Origin of the sequence: Actinopolyspora mortivallis DSM 44261, assembly GCF_000384035.1 — a bacterium.
Classification (GTDB): domain Bacteria; phylum Actinomycetota; class Actinomycetes; order Mycobacteriales; family Pseudonocardiaceae; genus Actinopolyspora; species Actinopolyspora mortivallis.
On record NZ_KB913024.1, the window covers coordinates 3626676 to 3652264 of the forward strand.

Annotated in this window: 21 protein-coding genes; 13 read left to right on the top strand and 8 right to left on the bottom strand. The window is 69.3% G+C overall.

The genetic code is table 11. The annotated features are described in order from the left end of the window. The first annotated feature begins 22 nt into the window (after positions 1-22). Complete coding sequence (locus tag ACTMO_RS0116975; RefSeq protein ID WP_033401571.1) at positions 23-499, top strand: Hsp20/alpha crystallin family protein; 477 nt, start codon at positions 23-25, stop codon at positions 497-499. Between the two features lie 97 nt (positions 500-596). Here the strand turns inward: ACTMO_RS0116975 and ACTMO_RS0116980 are convergent, their stop codons facing one another. The 3 genes from ACTMO_RS0116980 to ACTMO_RS0116990 all read right to left on the bottom strand — a co-directional run bounded on the left by ACTMO_RS0116980 (position 597) and on the right by ACTMO_RS0116990 (position 3705). Continuing rightward, the gene (locus tag ACTMO_RS0116980) at positions 597-1856 is read right to left on the bottom strand and encodes an MFS transporter (RefSeq protein WP_019855882.1); all 1260 of its coding nucleotides are present in this window, start codon (positions 1854-1856) and stop codon (positions 597-599) included. Positions 1857-2679: 823 nt separating this feature from the next. Then, positions 2680-3354 carry a Crp/Fnr family transcriptional regulator gene (locus ACTMO_RS0116985; RefSeq protein WP_019855883.1) on the bottom strand — a complete coding sequence of 225 codons (675 nt, stop codon included), beginning with the start codon at positions 3352-3354 and terminating at the stop codon, positions 2680-2682. A gap of 96 nt (positions 3355-3450) precedes the next feature. After that, positions 3451-3705, bottom strand: a complete 255-nt coding sequence (locus ACTMO_RS0116990; RefSeq protein ID WP_019855884.1) for a hypothetical protein — start codon at positions 3703-3705, stop codon at positions 3451-3453. A gap of 288 nt (positions 3706-3993) precedes the next feature. Here ACTMO_RS0116990 and nth point away from each other — a divergent pair, with 288 nt between their 5' ends. The 4 genes from nth (at position 3994) to ACTMO_RS0117010 (ending at position 7460) form a co-directional block, all read left to right on the top strand. Then, positions 3994-4749 (top strand): endonuclease III, encoded by a 756-nt coding sequence (gene nth / locus ACTMO_RS0116995; RefSeq protein WP_342670143.1) that lies wholly within the window; start codon positions 3994-3996, stop codon positions 4747-4749. Next, positions 4746-5399, top strand: coding sequence for a TlpA family protein disulfide reductase (locus tag ACTMO_RS0117000; RefSeq protein ID WP_019855886.1), 654 nt, complete (start codon positions 4746-4748; stop codon positions 5397-5399). The genes nth and ACTMO_RS0117000 overlap by 4 nt, the downstream gene beginning before the upstream one ends. Then, positions 5396-6103: an NUDIX hydrolase gene (locus ACTMO_RS0117005; RefSeq protein ID WP_019855887.1), complete on the top strand. Its 708-nt coding sequence runs from the start codon at positions 5396-5398 to the stop codon at positions 6101-6103. Before ACTMO_RS0117000 ends, ACTMO_RS0117005 begins: the two co-directional genes overlap by 4 nt. Positions 6104-6272: 169 nt before the next feature. After that, the gene (locus ACTMO_RS0117010) at positions 6273-7460 is read left to right on the top strand and encodes a MarP family serine protease (RefSeq protein WP_019855888.1); all 1188 of its coding nucleotides are present in this window, start codon (positions 6273-6275) and stop codon (positions 7458-7460) included. A gap of 10 nt (positions 7461-7470) precedes the next feature. Here ACTMO_RS0117010 and ACTMO_RS0117015 read toward each other — a convergent pair whose 3' ends face one another. From ACTMO_RS0117015 to acs, 3 genes are all read right to left on the bottom strand, one after another. Continuing rightward, complete coding sequence (locus tag ACTMO_RS0117015; RefSeq protein WP_019855889.1) at positions 7471-7974, bottom strand: phage holin family protein; 504 nt, start codon at positions 7972-7974, stop codon at positions 7471-7473. A gap of 51 nt (positions 7975-8025) precedes the next feature. After that, positions 8026-9276 (bottom strand): Na+/H+ antiporter NhaA, encoded by a 1251-nt coding sequence (gene nhaA / locus ACTMO_RS0117020; RefSeq protein WP_019855890.1) that lies wholly within the window; start codon positions 9274-9276, stop codon positions 8026-8028. A 340-nt stretch (positions 9277-9616) separates the two neighbouring features. Next, on the bottom strand, positions 9617-11590 hold the full coding sequence (gene acs / locus ACTMO_RS0117025) for an acetate--CoA ligase (RefSeq protein WP_019855891.1): 1974 nt from the start codon (positions 11588-11590) through the stop codon (positions 9617-9619). A gap of 249 nt (positions 11591-11839) precedes the next feature. Between acs and ACTMO_RS0117030 the strand changes: the two genes are divergently transcribed. The 3 genes from ACTMO_RS0117030 to ACTMO_RS0117040 all read left to right on the top strand — a co-directional run bounded on the left by ACTMO_RS0117030 (position 11840) and on the right by ACTMO_RS0117040 (position 14837). Further along, positions 11840-12601, top strand: coding sequence for a Fic family protein (locus ACTMO_RS0117030; RefSeq protein WP_019855892.1), 762 nt, complete (start codon positions 11840-11842; stop codon positions 12599-12601). Positions 12602-12654: 53 nt separating this feature from the next. Next, complete coding sequence (locus ACTMO_RS0117035) at positions 12655-13596, top strand: nucleoside hydrolase (protein WP_019855893.1); 942 nt, start codon at positions 12655-12657, stop codon at positions 13594-13596. 176 nt (positions 13597-13772) lie between these two features. Continuing rightward, positions 13773-14837: an NADH:flavin oxidoreductase/NADH oxidase gene (locus tag ACTMO_RS0117040; protein ID WP_019855894.1), complete on the top strand. Its 1065-nt coding sequence runs from the start codon at positions 13773-13775 to the stop codon at positions 14835-14837. Positions 14838-14954: 117 nt separating this feature from the next. Here the strand turns inward: ACTMO_RS0117040 and ACTMO_RS0117045 are convergent, their stop codons facing one another. Continuing rightward, positions 14955-15440 carry a Dps family protein gene (locus ACTMO_RS0117045; protein WP_019855895.1) on the bottom strand — a complete coding sequence of 162 codons (486 nt, stop codon included), beginning with the start codon at positions 15438-15440 and terminating at the stop codon, positions 14955-14957. A gap of 132 nt (positions 15441-15572) precedes the next feature. After that, a complete protein-coding gene (locus ACTMO_RS0117050) occupies positions 15573-16127 on the bottom strand; it encodes an NADPH-dependent FMN reductase (RefSeq protein ID WP_026449346.1) in 555 nt (184 codons plus the stop codon). 389 nt (positions 16128-16516) lie between these two features. Between ACTMO_RS0117050 and ACTMO_RS0117055 the strand changes: the two genes are divergently transcribed. The 5 genes from ACTMO_RS0117055 to ACTMO_RS0117075 all read left to right on the top strand — a co-directional run bounded on the left by ACTMO_RS0117055 (position 16517) and on the right by ACTMO_RS0117075 (position 25530). Continuing rightward, positions 16517-17596: an alpha/beta hydrolase gene (locus ACTMO_RS0117055; protein WP_019855897.1), complete on the top strand. Its 1080-nt coding sequence runs from the start codon at positions 16517-16519 to the stop codon at positions 17594-17596. A 916-nt stretch (positions 17597-18512) separates the two neighbouring features. Next, the gene (locus ACTMO_RS0117060; RefSeq protein ID WP_019855898.1) at positions 18513-21533 is read left to right on the top strand and encodes an AfsR/SARP family transcriptional regulator; all 3021 of its coding nucleotides are present in this window, start codon (positions 18513-18515) and stop codon (positions 21531-21533) included. 403 nt (positions 21534-21936) lie between these two features. Then, the gene (locus ACTMO_RS21370) at positions 21937-22950 is read left to right on the top strand and encodes an ATP-grasp domain-containing protein (protein ID WP_033401572.1); all 1014 of its coding nucleotides are present in this window, start codon (positions 21937-21939) and stop codon (positions 22948-22950) included. Between the two features lie 80 nt (positions 22951-23030). Next, a complete protein-coding gene (locus ACTMO_RS0117070; protein WP_019855900.1) occupies positions 23031-24017 on the top strand; it encodes a ParB/RepB/Spo0J family partition protein in 987 nt (328 codons plus the stop codon). Positions 24018-24159: 142 nt separating this feature from the next. After that, positions 24160-25530: an FAD-binding oxidoreductase gene (locus ACTMO_RS0117075; RefSeq protein WP_019855901.1), complete on the top strand. Its 1371-nt coding sequence runs from the start codon at positions 24160-24162 to the stop codon at positions 25528-25530. The last annotated feature ends 59 nt before the right edge of the window (positions 25531-25589 follow it).

Genomic DNA, 25589 nt, shown 5'->3' on the forward strand with positions numbered 1-25589 from the left:
GAGGCGGAAGGAGACGAGGATCATGAGCCAACCCGTGCCGGTGCACCGTGGAGAACACGGTTCGTTGGGCAACCGTCCGGTTCCCGCGTTCTGGCAGGAGCCGTTCCGGGAGCTGGAGGACATCTGGGACCGCATGGAGCGGATGCTCGATCCCGGATGGCGCACCACCCGGCCCACCGAGGCGTGGCAGCCGATGGTGGACGTGGAGGAGACCGAGGACGCCTACCTGTTCGAGCTGGAGGTGCCCGGGGTCAACCGGGACGACCTCACCGTGGAGGTCCGCGACCACGAGCTGTGGGTCAGCGGGCGCACCGAGGAACGGGAACGCACGGGGATGCTGCACCGGAAGACGCGACGCACCGGAAGCTTCTCCTACCGCACGACGCTTCCCTCCGAGATCGACAGCCAGAACGTGGAGGCGAAGCTGGAGAACGGGGTGCTGAGCATCCGGGTGCGGAAGAGCGAGGAGACCAAGCCCCGGCGCGTGGAGATCCAGTGACGTCGCCGAGCGCGACGGAGGGCACGCCTCGTGCGGGGTCCCCGCCGCGTGCGGGACGTGCCCCCGCCCGCGACGGGCCGCGCGGACAGCCCCGGGATCAGCCCGTGGTCGTGCCCGCCGCCGCCCGCCGGTCCTCCGAGTTCCGCGGCGTGGGCAGGAGGGTGCGACGCCGCAGCCAGAGCAGCCCGCCGAGCACGAGCCCGAGTCCTCCGGCGACGAGGAAGGCCGTCGCCGAGGTCCGCCACTCCACCAGCTGTCCACTCAGGGACTGGCCCGCCGCGGCTCCGAGGGTCACGGCGGTGATCACCCAGGCGAAGGCTTCCGTGGCGGTCCCCTCCGGGGCCACCGCCTCCAGGGCCACCGAGTGGGCCGTGGACTGGGGCGTGACCAGGCTGCCCGCCACCAGCAGGGCCACCGTGAGCCCCGCGAGTGTTCCCGGTAGGGCGAGCAGCGCCACCAGCACGGCGAAGGCGGTGAGCAGGGTGGGCAGCCGCAGGTACATCGGCCTGGGCCAGGGACGGGTGCCGTACAGCACGCCGAACACCACCGAGCTCACCGACAGCGCGCTGAGCAGCAGCCCGCCCACGGCGGCGTGTCCGGCGCGTTCGGCGGCGGCGGGAACCGCCACCTCGACCATGCCCAGCAACAGACCGAAACCGAAGGCGGCCAGGGCGAGTGTCCGCATCCCCGAGGTGGCCAGCGCTCCGAGCAGCGAGCCGGACGGCGGGTCGTCCACCGGACGTTGCCGACGGGCGGCCGGGGTGACGGCGAAGCCGACGCTTCCGAGGATCATGCAGCTCGCCCCCGCGACCAGGGCGGTTCCCGGCCAGGGCGTGGTCACGAGCAGGCCCGCGATGCCCGGTCCCAGGATGAAGAAGACCTCCATGCTGATGGCCTCGTAGGAGTAGGCGGCGTCCCGGACTCTGCCCGCAGGCAACAGCAGGGTCCACAACGCGCGGGAGGCGGGACCCGTCATGGGTTCGCTCGTTCCCACGGCCACCGCCAGCAGCACCATGGCGACTCCGGGACCGTTCGCCTCGATCATCCCGATCTCGGCCACCACGAAGCCGGCGAACAGGGTGGAGACCACCAGCAGCGGGCGGGTGGGGCCGAGGCGGTCCATGATCCGGCCCTGCACCACGGAGCCGCAGGCCACTCCCACGAGGTTGCCGGCCGAGACGAGACCGGCCACGCCGAAGGATCCGGTGGCCCGCTGCACGTACAGCAGCAGGGACAGTCCGATCATGGCCACGGGCAGCCGCGCCAGGACCGAGGTCAGCACCGGCGCCCCGGCACCACGCGTGCTCAGGGCTTGTCGGTAGTCGGCGAGGCTCACGGAATGGGACACGCGTACCATTATTACGAAAACAGTACGGTAGTACCATCGGTTTTCGGGTTATCCGCCTCACCATCCTCCCCCACGGGAACACGGAAACCGCAGCGCACCCGGGACTGCCTCGCCCACCGAAACCGGGCGGAAAAAATGTGCCGGAGCACGCAACCCACACGCGCTCCGGTACGTCTTCACGGGTGAAAAGGCTTGGCAAGGGGGCTTCCCGAGGCGCACGCTGAAGGTGAGCAACGTACGGATGGTCCCAGGACCACCGGCGTGGCCACCGGTTTTCCAGGAAGCTGGACCGACGCCAGGACCTTTCCCGTCGCCGTACGGGGGTTCGGCGGCGGAAGAACCGGAGACAGCCTTCGATGTGGTGGTTCGGGGCCGACGCATCGAGGGATCGGGGAAGCGTGGTTGGTCGGGGGACGAGCCACGCGACGAGAAAGGACCGGAGCGCCGCGTCGGGGGTGGCGCCCGGTCCTTTCTCGTTTCGTCGTCGACCGCTCCGGGCGAACCCACGACCGGCGTCTGCCACCCGGGCTCCCGAACCGCTCCACGGCCCGCACCCGTCGGCGGGAACACCCGCGCACCGGCGAGCGCCTCCGACACGCGCTCCTCCGCAACACGGGGTGCCCGCCCGGCGGAAGGGGCTCACCCCCTCCTGCCGGATGCGAACCCGGGGACGCCCGCGAGGACTCCGGAAGGCGAACCTAACCCGGTGAACCGTACGCGGACACGAAAAACCGCACCGTCCCCCTCACCGGATCCCGATCCGAATGAGCGGTCGGCGCGCTGCGACCACGCTCGGGAAACCTCGGAAGTGGCGTGCCGTGTGGCACGCGGATCAGCGAGCCCGGCGAGCCAGCCGCTCGGGATCGAGAATCAGCACGCTCTTGCCCTCGAGTCGGAGCCAACCACGGTGTGCGAAGTCGGCGAGGGCCTTGTTCACGGTCTCCCGTGAAGCACCCACGTACTGTGCGATCTCCTCCTGGGTCAGGTCGTGCGTCACACGCAACAGACCCGACTCCTGGCTGCCGAAACGCTGTGCGAGCTGCAACAGCGCCTTGGCCACCCGACCCGGAACATCCGTGAAGATCAGGTCGGCCAGCATCCCGTTCGTCCTGCGCAGCCTGCGGGCAACCACCCGGAGCAGCTGTTCGGCGATCTCCGGGCGCGTGCCGATCCACTGCCGTAGCGCGCTCCGGTCCATGGTCAGCGCACGCACGTCCGTCACCGTGGTGGCGGTCGACGTACGCGGCCCCGGATCGAAGATCGACAGTTCGCCGAACATGTCCGAGGGGCCCATGATCGCCAGCAGGTTCTCCCTGCCGTCGGGAGACTTCCGCCCGAGCTTGACCTTGCCGGACTGGATGATGTACAGGCGATCCCCCGGCTCACCCTCGGCGAAAATCACGTGGCCACGCGGGAACTCGACCGGTTCCAGCGATTGCGTCAGTGCCTCCGCGGCAGCCGGCTCCACTCCCTGGAAGATACCGGCCCGCGACAGGGTCTCGTCCACCTCGTCCCTCCATGTTGAGACGCGGCGGCTGCTCTCGACACCGGCCACCACCCGTGGGCGGCGACCGGTGTGTGCCGCCTATCACCACAACCCAGTCTACGACCGGTCACGTGAACGGCGGGTACGTAGTCTGCCGGCGCGTCCCACCCTGCGAAGCTGGAACAGCTCCAGCGCACGTCCAATTCCCTGCCGGAACAGCGCCCGGACCTCGTCCGGACGGGCGTTCTCCAGCAGCTCCTCCACCTCGTTCTCCTGTACCGCCACGTGTCGGAGCCGCGCCTCCACACGCTCCATGAAGAGCGTGAAAAACATGATCACGAGCGGTACGACGATAACGAACCAGGCAGTCATTGTTACTCCATCCTCGCTCATACCCCGGTGGGACTCGCAACCGGGGGTCTGTGGGAGCGCTTCCACAGTCGAATCGGGACCCCGCGACCGGCAAAAATGACGAAAATCACTCGGATCGACTCGGACGGACGCCTCCCGCCGCTCCGCACAGGAGTGGTCGGTCTCATACACGCTCGCCCGTCCCTCGACCCGAATCCGTAGGCTAGTGGGGTGTCCGACCCAGTTCCGAGCACCCCGAACCGCGCCACCGCGGGCAACCGCACACCGAACTCCGAGAGCAGACTCGCCCTGGTGCGGCGCGCGCGTCGGATCATGCGCACACTGGCCGCGGCCTACCCCGACGCGCACTGCGAGCTGAACTTCGACGACCCGCTGCAACTGACGGTGGCGACGATCCTGTCCGCCCAGTGCACCGACAAACGCGTCAACGAGGTGACCCCGAAGCTGTTCGCCCGCTACCCCACGGCGGCCGACTACGCGGGGGCCGACCGCGCCGAGCTGGAGGAGCTGATCCGCCCCACCGGGTTCTACCGGAACAAGGCGAACTCGCTGATGGGGCTGGGAGCCGCGCTCGTGGAACGTCACGACGGGCGGGTGCCGTCGACCCTGGAGGAGCTGGTCCGGCTGCCGGGAATCGGTCGCAAAACCGCGAACGTGATCCTGGGTAACGCCTTCGACGTCCCCGGGCTGACCGTGGACACCCATTTCGGGCGCCTGGTCCGCCGGTGGGGCTGGACCGAGGCCGAGGATCCCGTGAAGATCGAGAAGGCCGTCGGTGAGCTCATCCCCCGCAAGGAGTGGACGATGCTCTCGCACCGCGTGATCTTCCACGGACGCAGGATCTGCCACGCCCGCAGACCCGCCTGCGGGGCCTGTCCCCTGGCCAGGGACTGCCCCTCCTACGGACACGGCCCCACCGACCCGGCCACGGCCGCCGAGCTGGTGCGCGGTCCCGAGGCCGAGAGACTGCTCGAACTCGCCGGGCTGCGCGGAACGGACGGCGAGGCCGACCCCTCCGTCACCCCGGAGGCCTCGGCGGGATGAACTCGAAAGCCCCCCGGTGGCGCGGTTTCGGCCGCGAGATCCGCTGGACCCTGACGGTGCTGGTGGTCGCCGTGCTCGGCGTCGTGGCACTGTGGCCACGGGAGGACGAGGCGCCGTCCACACCGGAAACCTCCGCGAACTCCGGACGGGCCGAGGCCGACCTCGGCGAGCTGCGTTCCCGGGCCGCGCTGGCGGAGTGCTCCCCCGACCCCGGCTCCGGACCCGCCGTGGCCGAGCTGGACGGGGCGAGCGGAACCTGCCTGGGCGACGGCTCCCCCGTCGAGCTGGCGGACATGCTCGGCGAGCAGGGCACGCTGATCAACGTGTGGGCGTCCTGGTGCCCACCCTGCCGCAGGGAACTGCCCGCCCTGCAGAGGTACTCCGAACAACCGGACTCGGTGCGGGTGATCGGGGTCCAGGTCCGCAGCGACGCGGCCGGAGGCCTCGAACTGCTGGACAGCCTGGACGTGCGGCTGCCCGTGGTACACGACTCCGCCGGACGCGTGGCCGAACGGCTGCGGGTGCCCACCACGCTTCCCGTGAGCTACCTCGTCACCCCCGAGGGAGAGGTGAGGCGGATGCCTCCCGAGGTGTTCGACTCGGCCACCCAGGTCCGCCAGGCGGTGCACAGTGAGTTGGAGGCCCGGTGAACGAGGAACACGGTCCACTGGTCGACCCGCGCACACTTCCCGACTGGCTGCGCCCGCTGGCGCGGCGGTCCGCCGAGATCTCCCCGCGCGACCTCGGCCTGCCCCGGGCACCCTGCGAGACCGACGTGCGCCCCGCCGCCGTGTTGATCCTGCTCGGCGCCGAGGACACCCGCTCCGGCCCCGACGTGCTGCTGCTGCGTCGTGCCGACGGCCTGAACTCCCACCCCGGCCAGGTCGCCTTCCCCGGCGGAGCCGTCGACGCCGACGACACTGGGCCCGTGGGAGCGGCGCTGCGGGAGGCCGCCGAGGAGGTGGGGGTGCGTTCGACCGGGATCACCCCGGTGGCCACGCTGCCGGAACTGCACCTCGCCCACAGCGCCTTCCGGGTCACCCCGGTGATCGCCCACTGGCACCAACCCGCCCCGGTGCAACCGGTGGACCCCGGGGAGACCGCTGCCGTGGCCCGGGTGCCCGTGGTACGACTGGCCGATCCGGACAACAGGTTCATGGTGCGGTTCGCGGGGCGGACCTCCCCCGCCTTCCTCGTTCCCGGGATGCTGGTCTGGGGCTTCACCGGAGGGCTGCTCTCCGGGCTGCTGGACCTCGCGGGGTGGTCACGTCCGTGGAACCGTGGGGACGTACGGGAACTGGACGAGGCGTGGCGAGCCGCGGTGGCCACAGAGGATCCCGGTTCCGAACGCTGAAGGGCCGGTCGGGTGAAATACCCCGTAGCGGATCAACACGGGAGGTGATCACCTTCGGGCGCCGTACACCCGCCACCGCACCGGGCCGGCAGGACCACCGGCCCGCCGCGAGCGACACCCGACGGAACGGGCGATGCCCTCATGTTCTCAGCCGAAGCCGAGGTGACCGGTGAACTGGGTCGACGTGCTGGTGGTGTTGCTGGCGCTGCTGGCTGCCCTGTCCGGGGGACGCCACGGGCTGGTCACCGCGCTGCTCTCCTTCGTGGGGGTGGTCGCCGGGGCGATCGTGGGAGTGCGGCTGGCCCCACTGCTGCTCGAACGGGTGGACAGTGCCGGCGCGCGCATCGGTTTCGGCGTGGGGATCGTCGTGCTGCTCGTCGCGCTCGGCGAAACCCTCGGGATGTGGGCGGGGCGCGAGCTGCGTGACCGGTTCACCGGACACCGTCGACTGGTCGGGATGGACAACGCGCTCGGCGCGGTGGTTCAGGGCACGGCGGTCTTCGTGGTGGCGTGGCTGGTGGCGCTTCCGTTCACCTCGGCCTCGGCGCTGCCGAGACTGGCTTCGGCCGTCAGTGACTCCCGCGTGCTGCGCACCGTCGACTCTGTCATGCCCGAGTCGGCGCGCTCCCTGCCCTCCGAACTGCGACGGATGCTGGGCGTCAGCGGCTTCCCCGAAGCGCTGGAGCCGTTCTCCCGGACCCCGGTGGCCAGCATCGAACCCCCCGACCCGGAGCTGGCCCGCAGCGAGGTCGTCCGACAGCTGCGCCCCAGCGTGGTCAAGGTGCGGGGCAGGGCCCCGGAGTGCGGTCGTGCTCTGGAGGGGACCGGCTTCGTCGTGGCCGAGAACAGGGTGATCACCAACGCGCACGTGGTGGCGGGAACCGACCGGGTCTTCGTCGAGGTGGGACGCGGTCAGTTCGCGGCGAAGGTGGTCTCCTTCGACCCGAACGAGGACGTGGCGGTGCTGTCCGTACCGTCCCTACGGGCCCAGCCTCTGGACCTGTCCCCGGATCCCGTGAACTCCGGCACCGACGTGATCGTGCTCGGCTACCCGCTGGACGGGCCCTACACGGCTTCCGCAGGCAGGGTCCGGGAGCGGATCGACCTGCGGGGACCGGACATCTACGGCGACTCGACCGTGGTCCGCGACGTGTACACGGTGCGGGCCCAGGTACGCAGCGGGAACTCGGGCGGGCCGCTGGTCGACGAGAACGGCCGGGTGGTCGGGCTGGTCTTCGGGGCCGCCGTGGACAACCGCAACACCGGGTTCGCGCTCACGGCCGAGGAGATGTCCGACGAGGTGACCGCCGCCCCGGGACTGTCCGAGGAGGTTCCCACCGGGGCCTGCACGGAGTGAGCTCGTCGGCTCACTCCCGCGTCGGCTGGTGACCGTCCTCGGTGTGGCGGTGTCGGAGCTGGGCCGTCTCCTTCAGGGAGTCGATCGTCCTTCGGGGAGCTCGGATCCGACGGACGCGCAGATAGCCGACCAGGGCCAGCAGGACCGCCACCACCAGCATCAACAGGAACACGATCCCGAAAGCGGCCCACCGCCACAGTCCGACCGCCGCCAGCCCCTCGGCGAGGGTGAAGAACAGGAAGAAACTGCTGAAGGCGAGCACGGTCAGCGCCAGGACGAAGAAGACGCTGCCCTTCAGCGCCTTGCGCGCCTCTCCGGCGACTTCCGCCTTGGCCAGTTCCAGTTCCCCCCGAACCAGCGCGGACAGGTGGGTGGCCACGTCCCGGGCGAGCGTTCCGATCGACTGCTCCGCGCCCGCACCGGTGCCTTCCTCGGACAGGGGGACGGAGGTGGCCGTGGCGGCGCTGTCGGAGGTTCCGTGTTGTTCGTTCTGGGCACTGTTCACGATCGTCATCGTGCCACGAACCCCCGGCCGTGACTCAGTGACGCGCCAGAGACGATTTCGTCACCCCGGCTCACCCTGCGCCTGGACCCGCTCTCGGGAACGGTCGTGCTTCCTGCGCAGCATCAGCAGCAGGGTGGCACCGACGGAGGCCACGGCGGAGGCGATGAGCACGGCGGCCTTGGCCCGGTCGGCCGCGGCTCCGGACAGCGACAGGTCGGCGATCAGCAGGCTGACCGTGAACCCGACCCCGCCGAGCATCGCCAGGGCGAACAGGTCACGCCAGGCCACCCCCTTGGGGGGTGTTCCGAAGCCGAGCTTAATCGCCACGAAGGAGGTGCCGAAGATCCCCAGCATCTTGCCGAACACCAGACCGACCATCACCGCGATGGCGATCCGGTCGTGAAAGACCGCGCCCAGGGCGTCGGCTCCCACGGGAACCCCGGCGGCGAACAGGGCGAACACCGGGACCACGAGTCCGGCCGACCAGGGTTGCAGCCGGTGCTCCAGCCTCATGGACGGCGAGGCCCGTTCGTAGGGGTCCGGGCGCACCCTGGTCAGCAGTCCGAGCGCGACACCGGCGATGGTGGCGTGGACCCCGCTGCTGTGCACCGCAACCCACGTGGCCACGGCCAGGGGGACGTACAGCCACGAGGTGCGGATCCGCTTGCGTTGGGCGTACCAGTAGCCGGCGCACAGCAGCACCGCGACGAGCAGCGCGACCAGGTTCATCCCCGAGGTGAACAGCACCGCGATGACGATGATCGCCCCGAGGTCGTCGACCACGGCCAGACTGAGCAGGAACACTCTGGCCGTGGTGGGCATCGCCGAGGCCGTCAGCGAGAGCACACCCAGTGCGAAGGCGATGTCGGTGGCCACCGGGATAGCCCAGGCCTGCGCGGATCCGGGGGCTCCGAAGCCGATGGCCACGGCCAGCGCGGCGGGCACGACCATGCCGCCGAGCGCGGCCAGCACGGGCAGGGTCGCGGTCTTGCGGTCGGAGAGGTCCCCGAGGGTCAGCTCCCGCTTGAGTTCCAGCCCGGCCACGAAGAAGAAAACGGCCAGCAGCCCGTCCTTGGCCCACTCACCGACGGTCAGGTCCAGGTGCAGCGCGTGCGGACCGAGGGTGAAGTCCCGGACGGCCTGGTAGACACCGGAGGCGGGAGAGTTGGCCGCCAGCAGCGCCACCACGGTGGCGGCGAGCATGAGCATTCCGCCGACGGTCTCGTTGCGCAGGTACGAACCGAAGTCGAAGGTGCGGGCCTCCTCCGGGGCGGCGGACCGTTTCCTTCGGTTGCGCTGCGACTTCGCCACGGAGTTGCTCCCGAGATTGATGACGCCACGTACTCCACAATGACCGGTGTCCGGATCGCCCCGCAGGCGAGCCTAACACGAGGAAACCCACCGCACCCCGCTTCGCGAGCCGCGTCGGGCACGTCGCCGCCCGCACGCGCCGACGGGACTTGTCAACGCGATCAGGAATTGCTAAAAGCATCGACCGAACGTGCTGAGCTGCGAAAACAGCCCGAAATGGCCGGTGTGGCGAAAAAACACACCCACGAGGTGGCAGGACCGGCGCGCCGGGGTGTGAGAAAAATCGACAGTGGGGCGCGACTCGCTCGCACCCCACTGTCCCGAACTCACGTGAACACGCTCAGTCGTCCCCACCTCCGGACTTCATGCCCGCGGTGATCTGCTCCATGACGCTGGAGTCGGCCAGCGTGGACACGTCGCCGACCTCGCGGTTCTCCGCGACGTCGCGGAGCAGCCTGCGCATGATCTTGCCGCTGCGGGTCTTGGGCAGCTCGGAGACCACCATGATCTGCCGTGGTTTGGCGATGGGGCCGATCTCGTGGGAGACGTGCTCGCGCAGGGTGGCCATCGTCGTCTCCCCCGCCGAGTCCCCGCGCGGGATGACGAAGGCCACGATGCCCTGCCCCGTCGTCGGGTCGGAGGCTCCCACCACGGCGGCCTCGGCCACGCTGGGGTGCGAGACCAGTGCCGACTCGACCTCGGTGGTGGAGATCCGGTGCCCGGAGACGTTCATGACGTCGTCCACACGGCCGAGCAGCCAGATGTCGCCGTCGTTGTCGTACTTGGCCCCGTCACCGGCGAAGTAGTAGCCCTGCTCGGCGAAGCGGGACCAGTAGGTGTCGACGAAACGCTGCTGGTCGCCCCAGATGCCGCGCAGCATGGACGGCCACGGCTCGTCGAGCACCAGCAGACCGCCCTCGCCGTTGCCGACCCGGTTGCCGTTCTCGTCGACGACGGCCACCGACACCCCGGGCACCGGCCGCTGGGCCGAACCGGGTTTGGTGGCCGTGACGCCGGGCAACGGGGAGATCATGATGGCGCCGGTCTCGGTCTGCCACCAGGTGTCCACGATGGGGGCGGTTCCGCCGCCGATGTGCTCGCGGTACCACATCCAGGCCTCGGGGTTGATGGGTTCCCCCACGGTCCCGAGCACCCGCAGCGTGGACAGGTCGTACTGGGCCGGGATCTCCGAGCCCCACTTCATGAAGGTGCGGATCGTGGTGGGCGCCGTGTAGTACAGGGTGACCCCGTACTTCTGCACGATCTCCCAGTGCCGCCCCTGGTGCGGGGTGTTCGGGGTGCCCTCGTAGATGACCTGGCTCGCCCCGTTGGCCAGCGGACCGTAGACGATGTAGGTGTGCCCGGTCACCCAGCCGATGTCGGCCGTGCACCAGTACACGTCGGACTCGGGTTTGAGGTCGAACACCGCGCTGTGCGTGTAGGCGGCCTGGGTGAGGTAACCGCCCGAGGTGTGCAGGATTCCCTTGGGTTTGCCGGTGGTACCGGAGGTGTAGAGGATGAACAGCGGGTGCTCGGAGTCGAACGCCTCGGGGGTGTGCTGTTCGGACTGACGGTCGACGAGCTCGTGCCACCACGTGTCACGGTCCGGGTTCCAGTCGACCTCGGTCCCGGTGCGCCGCACCACCACCACGTGTTCGACGCTCGGGGTGCCCGCGACGGCCTCGTCCACGTTCGCCTTCAGCGGCATGGCCTGGCCGCGACGGTACTGGCCGTCGCAGGTGACGACCACCGTGGCCTCGGCGTCGTTGATCCGGTTGCGCAGGGCCTCGGAGGAGAAGCCGCCGAAGACGACGCTGTGCAGGGCTCCCAGCCGCGCGCAGGCCAGCATCGCGAAGACCGCCTCGGGCAGCATCGGCAGGTAGATGGCCACCCGGTCGCCGGATCCGACGCCGAGTTCGCTCAGCGCGTTGGCGGTCTTGGACACCTCGCGTTGGAGGTCGGAGTAGGTGATCCGACGGGAGTCGCCGGGTTCGCCCTCCCAGTGGATGGCCACCCGGTCGCCGTTGCCGGCCTCGACGTGCCGGTCCACGCAGTTGTGGGCGACGTTGAGTTCACCGCCGACGAACCACTTCGCGAACGGAGGGTTAGACCAGTCGAGAACCTGGTTCCACTCGGTCCGCCAGGTTAAGCGGCGCGCCTGCCGGGCCCAGAAGTCCAGGCGGTCCTCGGCGGCGCTGTCGTACAGCTCGGCGGTCGCGTTCGCCTCGGCCGCGAATTCCGCTGTGGGCGGGAACGTCCTGTTCTCCTCGAGGAGATTGTCCAAGGTGTTGCTCTGCCCGTCGGGCTGACTCATCGCTGTCGAACCTCCGTCGCTGCCGACACGGCTCTGTCCGTGACGAACCGTAGTGCGATACGACTCACTTCGATAGAGGTGGAACCTGAATAGGTTGAGACCAATTCCCCTGATCGGTGCTGCTTATCACCGACAAGTCACAGTGAGTGTAAGACTTCTCACCCGAAACTGCCCACCCGAAGGATCCCGTTTGCCTCCTTCGGAGGACAGGCCAGCATGTTGTGCTAGGCACCGGGTAGCGTCTGCGATGTGAACGCGCAGGAGTCGCTACGCCCGCTGGTCCACCTTCCGGGCGTGCCCGAAGCGGTCGAGACCGCGCGAAAGGCGATCGACGAGGTACACGAGCACCCGGCGAACCGACGGGGCTGGGCCACCACCGCGGCCGAGGCCTCGGTGCGGGCGGCCCGTGCCTCGGCGGCGGTCGCGGGAGGCGCCGTCGAGATCCCCGAGGAGGGCACGGTGACCGACCCGCTGCTGGCCGGATCCCTGCGGGTCGCCGAGGCCCTCGGGCCACTGCTTCCCACCTGGCAACGCGCCCCGCTACAGGCCCTGGCCCGGCTGCACGTGCTGGCCGCCGCCGACCTCGTCGGAGCGGACGAGCAGGAGCGACTGGGACGCCCCCGCGCCGACGAGGAGGTGTCCTCCCGACTGGAGCTGCTGGCCCGGACGGTCACCGAACTCGGCGGACAGGCCCAGGCGGCGATCCCGGGGCCGGTGCAGGCCGCCGTGGTGCACGGGGAACTGCTCGCGCTGGCCCCCTTCGGCGAGGTCGACGGGATCATCGCCCGCGCGGCCGCACGGCTGACGGTGATCGCCAGCGGCCTGGATCCCAAGGGACTCGTCGTCCCCGAAGTGGCTCACTTCCGCCGCCAGGACGAGTACGCCTCGACCGCGCGGGGGTTCTCCTCCGGCTCCACGGAGGGGGTGGCCGCGTGGATCACCTACTGCTGCCGTTCCCTGGAGGCCGGGGCCCGCGAGGCGAGGTCGATCGCGGACTCCGTGCGGAGCTGACGGCGCCCCGCTTGCGCCCCGAGAAGAATCAGGACGAGACGTAAGGCGACACCGTGAAACGAATCCTGCTCGACTGCGATCCGGGAATCGACGACGCGCTCGCGATCGCACTGGCCCACGGCTCCCCGGAGCTGGAGGTGGTCGGTCTCACCACCGTCGCGGGCAACGTCGGCATCGAACACACCACCCCCAACGCGCTGAGGCTGGCCGAGTTCTACGGCATGGACGTGCCGGTGGCGGCCGGGGCGCAGCGTCCACTGGTGCGCCCGCGGCACACCGCCTCCACCGTGCACGGCAGCACCGGCCTCGGCGACGTCGTCCTGCCCGAGGCGAAGCGACAGCCGCACCCCGAGCACGCGGTGGACTACATCGTGGACACCGTCTCCGCCTCCCCCGGCGAGATCAGTCTGGTCGCGGTGGGGCCGCTGACCAACATCGCCCTGGCGCTGCGCAAGGAACCGCGCATCACCGAGTGGGTCCGTGAGTTCGTGATCATGGGAGGCTCCTACACGCGGGGCAACGTCACCCCGGCGGCGGAGTTCAACATCGGCGCCGACCCGGAGGCCGCCAGCGTGGTCTTCGAGGCGCCCTGGCGCACCGTCGTGTTCGGCCTGGACCTGACCCACCAGGCCCGGGCCAGCGCCGAGGTGCGGGAACGCTTCACCGGACTGGGTCGGTTGCAGCACGAGCTGCTCGCCCCCTGCCTGGACTTCTACGGCAGCAACAGGCAGTACCGCGAACTGGGACCGGCCATCCACGACGCCTGCGCGGTGGCCTACGTGATCTCGCCCGAGCTGTTCACCCTGCTGGAGGCGAGGATCGACGTGGAGACCTCCGGGCGGTTCACCTCGGGCATGACCGTGACCGACTTCGCCTCGGAGGAGACGAACAACGCCGTGGTGGCCACGGCACTGGACCAGCGGGGCTTCTGGGACCTGGTCACCGACGCCTTCGAGCGGGTGGCCCGGACGATGCCCGCCGACCCCGCGGCCTAGGAACCACTCGGAGGGATCCGCTGGTGAGCGGCCTCCGGTGGTGCTCCCCGGCAGACGTCGACAGGCGCGGTGCCGGTGTCCACGCCGTCGTCCGCGCCCGCACGCTGGTCTCGTTCCGCGGTGTGAGACATCGAACGTAGCGGAATACTCCGCTCCGTTCGATGGTCTTCCCCGGTATGAGTCGACTTTTCGAACCCGTGAAGTTCCGGGACGTCGAGATCCGCAACCGTGCCTGGGTCGCGCCCATGTGCCAGTACTCGGCCGTCGACGGACTCCCCGGCGACTGGCACCTGGTGCACCTGGGCCAGTTCGCCACCGGAGGAGCCGGACTGGTGATCAGCGAGGCCACCGCCGTGGCCCCCGAGGGACGGATCAGCCCCGGCGACACCGGCCTGTACGACGACGAGCAGGTGGCGGCCTGGCGCCGGATCACCGACTTCGTCCGCGCGCGGGGGGCCGCCGTCGGTGTGCAACTCGCCCACGCGGGCCGCAAGGCCTCCACCTCGGCCCCCTGGGAGGGCGGGCACAGCCTCCCCGAGGACTCGGGAGGGTGGCCGACGGTGAGTTCCACCGACCGGCCCTTCGGGCAGCTGAGCGCTCCGCGCGCGCTGGACACCGCCGAGGTGGCCGCTCTGCCCGGCCGTTTCGCCGAGGCGGCCCGGCGGGCCGAGGAGGCCGGCTTCGACGTGGTGGAGCTGCACTTCGCCCACGGGTACCTGGCCCACCAGTTCTACTCCCCGCTGGTCAACGACCGCACCGACGAGTACGGGGGTGACTTCGCGGGCCGGGTGCGGCTGCTGCTGGAGATCACCGAAGCCGTGCGCGGGGTGTGGCCGGCAGGCAAACCGTTGTTCGCCCGGATCTCGGCCACCGACTGGAGTGAGGAGGGCTGGACCGGGGCGGACTCGGTGCGTCTGGCCGCGCTGTTGGCCGAACGCGGGGTGGACCTCGTGGACGCCTCCACGGGAGGGGCGGTCGCCGGGATCTCCGTGCCCGTCGGCCCGGGCTACCAGGTGCCCCACGCCCGACAGATCAGGCAGGAGGCGGGGGTTCCCACCGGGGCGGTCGGCATGATCACCTCCCCGGAACAGGCCGAGGAGATCCTCGCCTCCGGCTCGGCCGACGCGGTACTGCTGGCCCGCCAACTGCTGCGCGACCCACACTGGCCGCTGCACGCGGCCGACCGGCTGCGGGCGGACCCGCTGTGGCCGAAGCAGTACGAGCGAGCCGCCGCGCGCTGAGCGTGCACCGCGTCCGGAAGGGCCGGTGGCGCACCGCCCTCTCCGGACGCACGACCGGTGCCCCTCACGGAGGGAGGCCACCCGCCCCCTCTCACGTCCTCGGGGAGCTCGAGGCCGTCAGCTTCCGGCGAGCTTGGCCTGCCACATCCAGTGCGCCTCCTCCAGCTTGGCCGCGACGGAGATGAGCAGGTCCTGGGTGACCAGGTCGGTCTTGTCCGTCTCGTCGATACGCGCCCGCAGGCGGCGGATCAACCTGCTCAGCGTCTCCACGATCGCCTGGATGACCTCGGTGTCCTGTCGCCAACCGGAGTCGAACCCGGGCACGCCGGAACTCTCGGCGACCGTGCTCGCCCGCGCGTCCGGAGGCACTCCGAGGGCGGCCGCGCGCTCGGCGACGCTGTCGGCGAACTGGCGTGCGCTGTTGACCAGTTCGTCCAACTGCAGATGGACGCTGCGGAAGTCGCCGCCCACCACGTTCCAGTGGGCCTGCTTGGCGACCAGGTGCAGGTCGACGAGATCGACCAGGGTGCTTTGCAGCGACTTGGCCGTGATATCCCGTTCGGCGTCACCCAGGGGGCTGGTGATCGGACTCTTCTCGGCCATTTCCTCGTACCTCCTCGCCGCCCCCGCGACGGCACCGGAAACCGGGGGCGTGTGGGGAGTACCCGGCCGATCACGCCCCGAAACCCGCCGACACGCGCGGTCGCGGGGCCGAGAGACCCGGCGGAAACCCCCTCAGTGTTCGGAGGCGAACTCGACCACCTGGCTGCCGATGGTGTGCAGGGTCGCGGCGACCTTCTCGTCGGAACACTCCCCCGCCGGCCCCAGGCGGGTGTCGGCCGAGTTGACCGCCGCTCCCAGCGGGGTCGGCCAGCCGCGCAGGGCGTGGGTCACCGAACGCAGCGCCTGCAGGGTGGTCACGGTCGCCTGCCAGCCGTAGGCGATTCCCACGCATCCCACGGCCCTACCGTGCAGGTAGGGGCGGGAGTCCTCCCGTAGGTCCTCGACGTAGTCCAGCGCGTTCTTCACCAGACCGGAGATCGTGCCGTGGTAACCGGGCGAGGCCAGCACCACACCGTCGGCCTCGCGCAGTGCCTCCACGAGCTCCCGCGCGTTCGACACGCGTTCGGTGACCGCCGGATCGTAGAACGGCATGACCAGTCCGCTTCCGGCTATCACGCGGACTTTGGCCCCGCTGTCCCGCGCCCCGGCCAGTACCGCGTGCAGGGCCCGTTCGGACTGCGAGTCGGCCCGCACCGACCCTCCGACGCCCACTACGGTCACCGCCATCGACACTGTCCTTCCTCGTCACAGGTGTTGCCCGTGAACCCGTCGGCGAACCACGCAACCCGGTCACGGTGAGCGACCGACCCCGGCTGGCGCCGCCGCCCGTCCGGGTTCCCGAGCGACCGACCGGGACACGGTATGGGTTGGACCGCACTGGAGGTCAATTGCCCACCACGTGTCTCGCACCACGCACTACCAAGCGGTAGCCTCCGAGTAGTGCGGATCACAGCACCTTCACCCGCCCGGGGCGGGCCTCCTCCGACGAACCCCGGCGCGGGGTCCGGTTCGCCCGGCCGGGGCGCCTCCGGTCGCCACGGTCCGTGAGCCCCGGAACGCACGGAGGGAGCATGGACTCCGCATCGCCTCATCCTCGACCGTGGAAAGGTTCATCCGTGTCCCGACTTCTCGACGCCATCCCACACTCGGTGCAGACACGTGTCCAGTCCACCGTGCTGCACGGCTCGATGCGCCTGCCCCATCCCCTGCTGCGGTTGGTGGCGGGCGAACCCGCCCGGGTGGACGGCCAGGAACTCGCCGTGGAGGTCCAGGCGCTGCTGCGGCTGCAGGCGCTCGCCGGCCAGGAACGCATGTCCGCCGACACTCCCGAGAAGGCCCGCGCCGCGATGTCCCGCGGGCTGGAGGTGGTGCGCGGCGCTCCCGTCCCCGGTGTCCAGGTGAGCAGGCGCCGCGTCCAGGCACGTTCCGGCGAGCGCGACGCCCGGCTGTACCGTCCCACGAACCTCACCGACCCCAGCACGCTGCTGGTGTTCTACCACGGAGGTGGTTGGGTGGTCGGTGATCTCGACACCCACGACGAGCTGTGCCGTTTCCTGGCCAAGCACGCCGACATCAGGGTGCTGTCGGTGGACTACCGGCTGGCGCCGGAACACCCCTTCCCGGCTGCGGTCGAGGACGCCGTGGACGCCTACGAGTACGTGTTGGACAACGCCGAGGACCTGGGATCCAGCCCGGACTCCGTCGCGGTCGGCGGGGACAGCGCGGGCGGCAACCTGGCCGCCATGGTCGCCCAGCACGCGCTCGCCAACGGGCTCAAGAGCCCGGTGTTGCAGTTCCTGCTCTACCCGGCCGTGGACGCCAGCACCCGCAGGCGCTCCCGCGAGCTGTTCGGCAACGGCTTCCTGCTCACCGACGAGGACATGGACTGGTTCATGGACATGTACCAGCCGGACCGGGACGCCCGCGCCGACCCGCGGCTGTCGGTGCTGTTGAACGAGGAACTGGAGGGACTGGCCCCGACCGTGCTGGTCACCGCAGGGTTCGACCCACTGCGGGACGAGGGTGAGGAGTACGGCCGGCGGCTGGCCGAAGCCGGGGTACCGGTGGTGTCCCGACGTTTCCCCGACCTGATCCACGGCTTCGCCAACCTGTTCGGGGCGAGCCCCCGGCTGCGGGAGGCCATGTTCGAGACCGTGGGACACCTGCGCGCGGGGCTGGCTCTGCGCTCCTGCTGAGGCGAGTGAGTCCTCGGTCACGGGGAGTCCGGTTCCGGCGGTCCGCCAGAAGGCCGTTTCCGGCCCGGACTCCGCCCTCCGGCTTACGAGTGTTTCCGGAAGGTCTGCCTCCACACCGAAGAAAACGATTTCCGTTCTCGCCGGAAAACATTTATTCACGGAAAACATGTGATCAACACACCTTTCCGGCGAGTACCGCGCCGTGCTTTCCGACTCCCACGAGGTAAACGAACGGAAACACACGAAGAAATCCGAAATTCTGATCGACACGGTTCCGGATCATCGCTCAACCCATCCGGAACTCTCGGCACCCTCCGTGATTTCCCGACGCGTTCCGACATCGAGGACCAGCCGTCGCCCCTTCCGAGTGAACCGATCCGCACGCCGGGAAGCGAAACCGACCGCGGGATCCGGTCACGACCGGACCGCCACCCTCCGAAACCCACTGACCACGTTTCCGTGAGCAACCGGAAACCGAACGCGCCGACGGAGAACGGAACAACAACCGGGGACGCAGCGCACGTGCCTACCACCCGGGGTCACCGGAACGACACGTCCAGCCACGAAGAGGGGGACGTGAGGGTCCACTTCCGCCTCTCGTCGAGACACTCCCCCACCGTTCCTGCCGCCCCTCCCGGGGACCGGTTTGACACCGATGATCGTGTGGGGCTCAATGAGGTAGCACTCTGACCGTGGAAACGGGGGTGGTACGGAGAATACTCACGCCTCGGACAACCTCGCCGAAACTCGAACATCCGAAGAGGATTCTCACTTACTGTACTCGACTCCATCGCGATCGGGTTACTCTCCGAATACGGAGCCAACAAGTTTCGAGCGTTGACCGTTCCATGTCGTAAGGAATGCGATGACCACAACGTCCGCGTCCGGATCCCTACCGCCCGACACGAGCGATCGTGTGATTGAGGACACGGTGGAACAGGGGCTGGCGTTCGACGTTCTCGGCTCCCTCGAAATCAGACACAACGGGGAACCCGTACCCCTGACCGGAGTAATCAAGAAACGTCTGCTGGCCATACTGCTGCTGGAGGCGGGGCGTGTGGTCCCCGTATCGCGTCTGGTGGAAACCGCCTGGGAAACCTCCGCACCGGAAACGGCGTTCCACCAGGTGCGCAAAACAATGGCGGAACTACGCCGCCGCATCCCCGGTGGGGAATCGGTGATCCTGACGTCCGGCCCCGGCTATCGGGTCGACCTCGACGAGAACCAGCTGGACCTGCTGCGGTACCGGCGCCTGCTGCGCCACGGGCACGCCGCGTTGGAGGCCGCGGACAACGACAGGGCCGCGCACCTGCTGCGCACGGCGTTGCGACTGTGGCGAGGACCAGTGCTGGACGGCGAGGGCGGTCCCGTCATCGAGGCGGTCTCCAACACGCTCCAGGAACAGCGCCTGGACACCGCGGAACGCCTGTACGGACTCCTGGCGGACACGGGGGAGGCGGCCTCCGCGCTCGACGAGCTGCGTTCGCTCGTGGAGGAGAACCCACTGCGCGAGAACCTGCGTGGCCAGCTCATGCTGACGCTCTACCGAACCGGGCAACAGGCGGCGGCCCTGGAGGAGTTCCGGAGGATCCGGGAGCTACTGGCCGACGAGCTCGGTATCGACCCGGGCGCCGAACTGTCCGAACTGCACGAACGTATCCTCCGCCAGGACCCCTCACTGGACCCTCCGGAGCAGATGTCCGCGCCGGCGACACCGCGACTGCTCCCCTACGACATCCCGGAGTTCGTGGGACGGGACCACGAGCTGAACCGGATACGACAGGTCGTGGACCAGGCACGACAGGAAGCACCGACCATCCTCGCCATCGACGGCATGGGAGGGAGCGGCAAGACGGCACTGGTCATCCGTGCCGCCCACCAACTCGCCGATCACTACACGGGAGGAGCCCTGTTCATCGACCTCCAGGGGTTCACCCCGGGCCAGGAGCCGCTCAGTCCCTTCCAGGCCCAGGGAGACCTGCTGGCCATGGTCGGCATCCCCGGCGAACAGATCCCGAACACTCCCACGCGGCGGGACGCGCTGTGGCAGAGCTACACCCACGGCCATCCCATGCTGCTCATTCTCGACAACGCGGCCAGCTCGGAACAGGTCCGGCGTCTCGTGCCCTCCGCCGCGGGCAATCTGGTCCTGGTCACCAGCAGACCACGTCTCACCGGGCTGGAAGGGGCCAACTGGCTCTCACTCGACACGCTCCCCGAACCGGACGCCCACGAGATCCTGCGCAGGTCGCTCGGGGAGCAGCGGCTCTCCCGGGAACCCGAGATGGCCGCCGAACTGCTGCGCCTGTGCGGCGGCCTTCCGCTGGCACTGAGGATCGCGGCGGCCAGGCTGGCCAACCGGCCCCGCTGGACCATCCAGCACCTCGTGGGCAGGCTGCGCAACGACGAACGGCGTCTCAACGAACTGAACAGCGAGGACAGGGGCATCTCCAGCACGCTGTTCCTGTCGTACCAGTCCATCTCGGACCGCCTGCGCACCGCGTTCCGCCTGTTGGGCCAGCACCCCGGCCGCTACATCGACGTCTCCGAGGCGGCCGCACTGCTGGACACCGACACCACCGAGGCCGAGGACGTCCTCGAAGCACTCGTCGACGCCCGACTGCTGGACTCCGGCGAACCGGGGGTCTACGCCTTCCACGACCTCGTACGCAGTTTCATCCACCGGATGGTACAGAGCGAACACACCCCCGACACTGGCAAAGCCGTCAAACGTCTGCTCGACTTCTACACGGAGACCTCGGCGGCCGCCTGCGACATGCTTTTCCCCGGCAGGTCCCAGCACAGTGCTCGTGTCCGCCGGGGAGGAGGCTCCTCCGAACCGTTCGCCGACAAGGACACGGCGCTGGAATGGCTCGACCGGCACCGGGAGAGCCTGCTCGCCGCCGTCGAGCTGACTCGGGAACGGGACATCCTGTGGCACCTCGCCTACCTTCCCAGGGAGCTGGGTTTCCACTCCAGCATCCGGGGCTACGACTCCAGCGCCAACCACGCGCTCGAGAAAGGGATCGAGGCCTCCCGTGAGCTTGAGGACCCCGAGCTCCTCCGTTTCAACCTCACCAATCTCGCCATGGGCCAGTGGCGACTGGGGCAACTGAAGAAAGCGGTTTCCCGGTTGGAGGAGGCACGGGACCTGGCGCGTTCCATGGGCGACCGGTGCAGCGAGGCGGAGTGTGTCGCCCGGCTCGGGCAGGCGTACAACAGTCTCGGTCAGCTCGACCAGGCTCTGCGGATGAGTGAGGAGGCCAACCGGACGGCACGGAACATCGGTTTCACCCGGCTGGACGGTTCCTCACTGAGTACGCTCAGCCAGGTCAAGACCCGACTCGGACGGCACACAGAGGCCAGGGAGGCGGCCGAGAACGCCCTGGAGGTCTTCGACGCCCTCGGCGAGACCCAACTTTCCATCAGCACCCTGCTCTACCTGTCGCAGGCACTCGAGGGTCTCGGCCGCTATCCGGAGGCGCTGGAACGGGCGGACGAGGCACTGGAACGGTGCGGGAACCTCTCCGGCTCCTCCACGGCCCTGCCGCTCGTCCTCGCCCGCCGGGCCGACACCCTGACGTGCATGGAACGTTTCGACGAAGCCGCCGAGGCCTCCACCCAGGCCCTCGCCGAGACGGCCAACTGCACCAACGACATCCACCGGGCCGCCGTGCACCTCTCGGTCGGATACACCAGTCACGCCCGCGGGGACGACGAGCGAGCGGAGAACCACCTCGCCATCTGCCACGATATCGCCCACCGTATGGAGTTGCGGTACGAACGGGCCTACGCCCTCCACGGCCTGGCCGAGGTCAAACTGGCCACGGGCGATCTCGACACCGCCGAGAGATGTCGCGAGGAGGTCGTCGCGCTCTTCGCCCTGATGGGCGTGCCGGACCATCCGCCCCCCGCTCCCCGGCGGGGAGGATCATGACGGTCCCACCGTCGGGGAACGGGGATTCTTCCGGTCCTCGTTCAGCTGTTGCCGTTGTCGGTGGAACCCCACGCCTGCGCCGACACCAGGGGGGCACCCGCTAACCCGGCCGCACGACCGCCACGTCGCATGTTCATCCGGAAACTCCTCTCCGTCGGGTTTTCCGTTTCCGACAGGAAGACTGCCGAGGCCCGTTCCCGGGGTGTTCCTCGCGCGACACCGCCTCGTTCCCCCGTCCGCACGGCGGAGCCGCCCTGACACACCACGGGGAGGGGGTCGCGGCGTCAGGGGCCGCCGGGGCGGCCGTACTTCTCCGGCCGTTTCCCCTCCGGCACACACCGGCGGCACCTCCGAGGGAACCGGAGGGGAACGACGCAGTAAGGAACAACAGCAGAGTGGAACCATGTCTGGTTCCCGGAAGAGCACGGCGGAGCGAATGCTGCTGGTCATGCCGAGCCACCAGCTCGTGACCAAAGCGGTCGAGGCCGGTTACCGCCTGTGGACCCTGGGGGATCCGGAACTGGTCGACACGGCCTTCCTCCCTCACCTCAGGGAAGCGTCCGAGAAGCTGCTGCTCACCGACTTCGGGAACGAGACCGAGTTACGCAGGGTGGTGGCCCGCACCGTACGAGAAGCCGGGATCACCACCGTCGTGCACTGCACGGGCGGTGCTTCGCTGATGTCCGTGGTCGAGGAGGCGTGGTGGCTCGGTGCCTATCCGAACCCTCCCGAGACCGTCCGGCGGTTGTGCCTCGACGGCCAACCGCCGTCCCCGGCCGCCCCCCACCTGGGAGTGGTGACGTTCACTGTGGACTATCAGCACCGGGTGGTCGGCATGACGCAGTACCGCCTCGACAGGTCGCCGCGACGTCTGGTGAACGGATACCTGCATCCCGCTCCGCTCGACGACGAGGTCAGGCAGCGGGTGGAGAAGCTGGTTCTGGAGCGGTTGAGCGCGAGTCGCTACCGGTCCGGTGCCGCTTACACGGAAGTGACGCTCACCGCCGACGGCCCTCGCCTACTCACCTGCCAACCACGTCTTCCTCCCGAGCGTGTTCCCGTCCTGATGGAGGTCGCGGGGGGCTTCGACTTCGAAGGGGCGTTCCTGAACGCCCTGTCCGGACGGGTTCCCCACGTACCGCCCGCTCACCAGTACGCCGAGCTCGGATACCTCCTTCTCCCGAAGGGAGTACTGCTTGGCTACACCGGCACGGAGATCATAGCCGTCACTCCGTGGGTACGGAGAGCTCGCTTCCCGTACAACGTGGGATCACGGATCCCCCACCCCAGTGAGGAACAGGCGCGGCACGGGTACGTGGTGGTGGAGGGTGACTCCCCGGAACTCACCCACGCGCGTGTCACCCAGGCACGGGCCGATCTGGTCACCGACATCCACCGTCACGGTGAGCCGATGTGAGTGCCTCGGCGTATTCCACAGGACGAACTCCGAACCCCTCGTGCCCGTGGTGCGGAACGCGTTTGCCAGAAGGAGGCGAAATGATCGAGGCTGGCCCCGCATCCAGCGAACAGGCACCCGAGCACCCGTCCAGAACGGACTCCACTTTCGTTCCGGTCGACGATCTGGTGGAGGAGGGCTCCCCCAGAACCTCAGGGATCGACCGGAACCACGTGGAACTGCTGGCACAACTCACCGAACCGTTGCCGCCGATCCTCGTGCACCGCCCGACCATGAGGGTGCTCGACGGCGGACACCGACTGTGGGCGGCGCGGCGGAACGGGCGGGACACCGTCGAGGTGGTCTACGTCGACGGGACCGAGACGGAGGCCTTCCTGCTGGCCGTGGAGTCGAACATCAGACACGGTCTGCCCCTGAGCCTGTCCGAACGCAAGGAGGCCGCCGGCAGGATCCTGTCCGTCCATCCCGAATGGTCCGACCGCGCTATCGCCGTACGGACGGGACTGTCCGGAAAAACGGTCGGAGCGCTGCGTCGCGGACGGGGGGACGAAGGTTCCGGAGCGGACCGACCCGAGGCACACGTGGGCAGCGACGGCCGGGTCCGCTCGCTGCGTCCCGCCGAAGGGCGATTACGGTGCCGGGACATTCTCATGGAACGTGGGCAACGGGCCTCACTGCGTGAGATCGCCAGGGAGGCGGGGGTTTCCGTGGAGACGGTGCGGGACGTGCGGGCGCGGCTGAGCCGTGGGGAGAGCCCACTGCCGGCCGGTACCCGGAGAAACGGAACCCCCGGTGGAACGCGGCGGGACACCGCTCGGCGGAGTGGCGGAACGGTCGATCCGGCCAGCGGCCTGGACTCACTGAAACAGGACCCCTCCGTGCGATACAGCGACCAGGGACGCGCCGTCGTCCGATGGCTGGAGACCCACATGATCCGGGAGGAGGAGACGAGCATAGTACGACGTGTCCCCGCCCACCAGGCCACACGGATCGCCGCGATGGCCCGCGCCTGCGCGGCCTCCTGGGACGAGATAGCCCGCGAACTGGAGCGCGAGGAAAGGACGTGAATCACCCTCCCGGACGGACCGAAGGCCTCAGCCGACGTTCGGGCAGCACACGAGCCGCACACCGTGCGGAACGGACGAACGAACCACACCGGGCCGGTCTCGGCGTACCGAACCACCGGATCCCGGGAAAGGAACACGCACGATGATCGACGAAACCGAACTCACCGACCTCACGAGGAGGTCCGAAGGTCCCGTCCTCCTGCCGGGGGAGGACGGGTACGAGCAGGAACTGAGCGGATTCCAGACCGCCTACCACCACCGGCCCGCCGTGATCGTCGGAGCGCGGACCCCCCAGGACGTGGGACTGGCCGTGACGTTCGCGGCCAGGCACGGCCTTCCCGTGGCCGTGCAGGCCACCGGACACGGAGTGACGGTGGTCGACGAGGGAGGTGTGCTGGTCACCAGCAGGCGCATGACGGGGATCTCCGTCGACGCCGCGAACGGAACCGCGCGGATCGAGGCCGGGGCACAGTGGAAGGACGTGGTGGCCAGCACCGTACCCCACGGTCTCGCCCCGCTGAGCGGATCGGCACCGCACACCGGCGTGGTCGGCTACACCCTCGGAGGGGGCATCGGACTGCTCGGGCGTGAGTTCGGCTACGCGGCCGACCGTGTGCGGTCCCTGGACGTCGTGGGAGCCGACGGTGTCCTCCGGCACGTCACGCCCGACGGGGACCCCGACCTCTTCTGGGCCCTGCTCGGAGGGCGGGACAACTTCGGCATCGTCACGGCCCTGGAGATGGATCTGCTGCCCGTGCAGCGCCTCTACGGCGGTGGGATCTACTACGACGCCGCGGAAGCCGAGGCGGTCTTCTCCCACTTCCGCGAGTGGACCGCCACCGCCCCCGAGAGGATCACCTCCTCCGTGGGGATGATCGAGTACCCGCCGATCCCGGTCTTTCCGGAACCGCTGCGCGGCAGGCACGTGGTGCACGTGCGGTTCGCCACCACCGACCTGGAGGGTGGCCCGGACATGATCCGTTCCTGGTGGGACGTGGCCACACCCGTCTTCGAGCACCTGGGAGAACTCGGTTACGACGAGGTGGGCTCCATCTACCGGGAACCGGACTTCGCCCACTCCTTCTTCGGCAACAACGTGCTGCTCGGCGAACTCGATCCCGCCGTGCTGGACGCGGTGCTCGAACTGGCGGGCCGGACGGCTCCGGTCGGCTGCATCGTGGACCTGCGTCATCTCGGCGGGGCCATGTCCCGTCCCCCTCGGGTCCCCAACGCCGTGCCCTTCCGGCAGGCGCAGTACATTCTGCGCGTGCTCTCCGCCGTGGACGAGGATTCCGAGGAGACCGTCCGAGCGGCACACCGGCGGGTCTACGAGGCCGTCGCGCCGTGGACCGTGGGACGTTCGCTGAACTTCGTCTACGGGCGGCGTACGGAGGACGAGTTCGTCAACGAGGTCTACGACGAGGAGACACTGCGACGGCTGGCGAAACTGAAGAGCCGTTACGACCCGCACAACGTCTTCCGCCGCAACCAGAACATCCGTCCGGAAGCGTGATCCCCTTCCCGGCGGGCTCTCGTACACGGTGGGTGTTCCGGACACCGATCCGGAACACC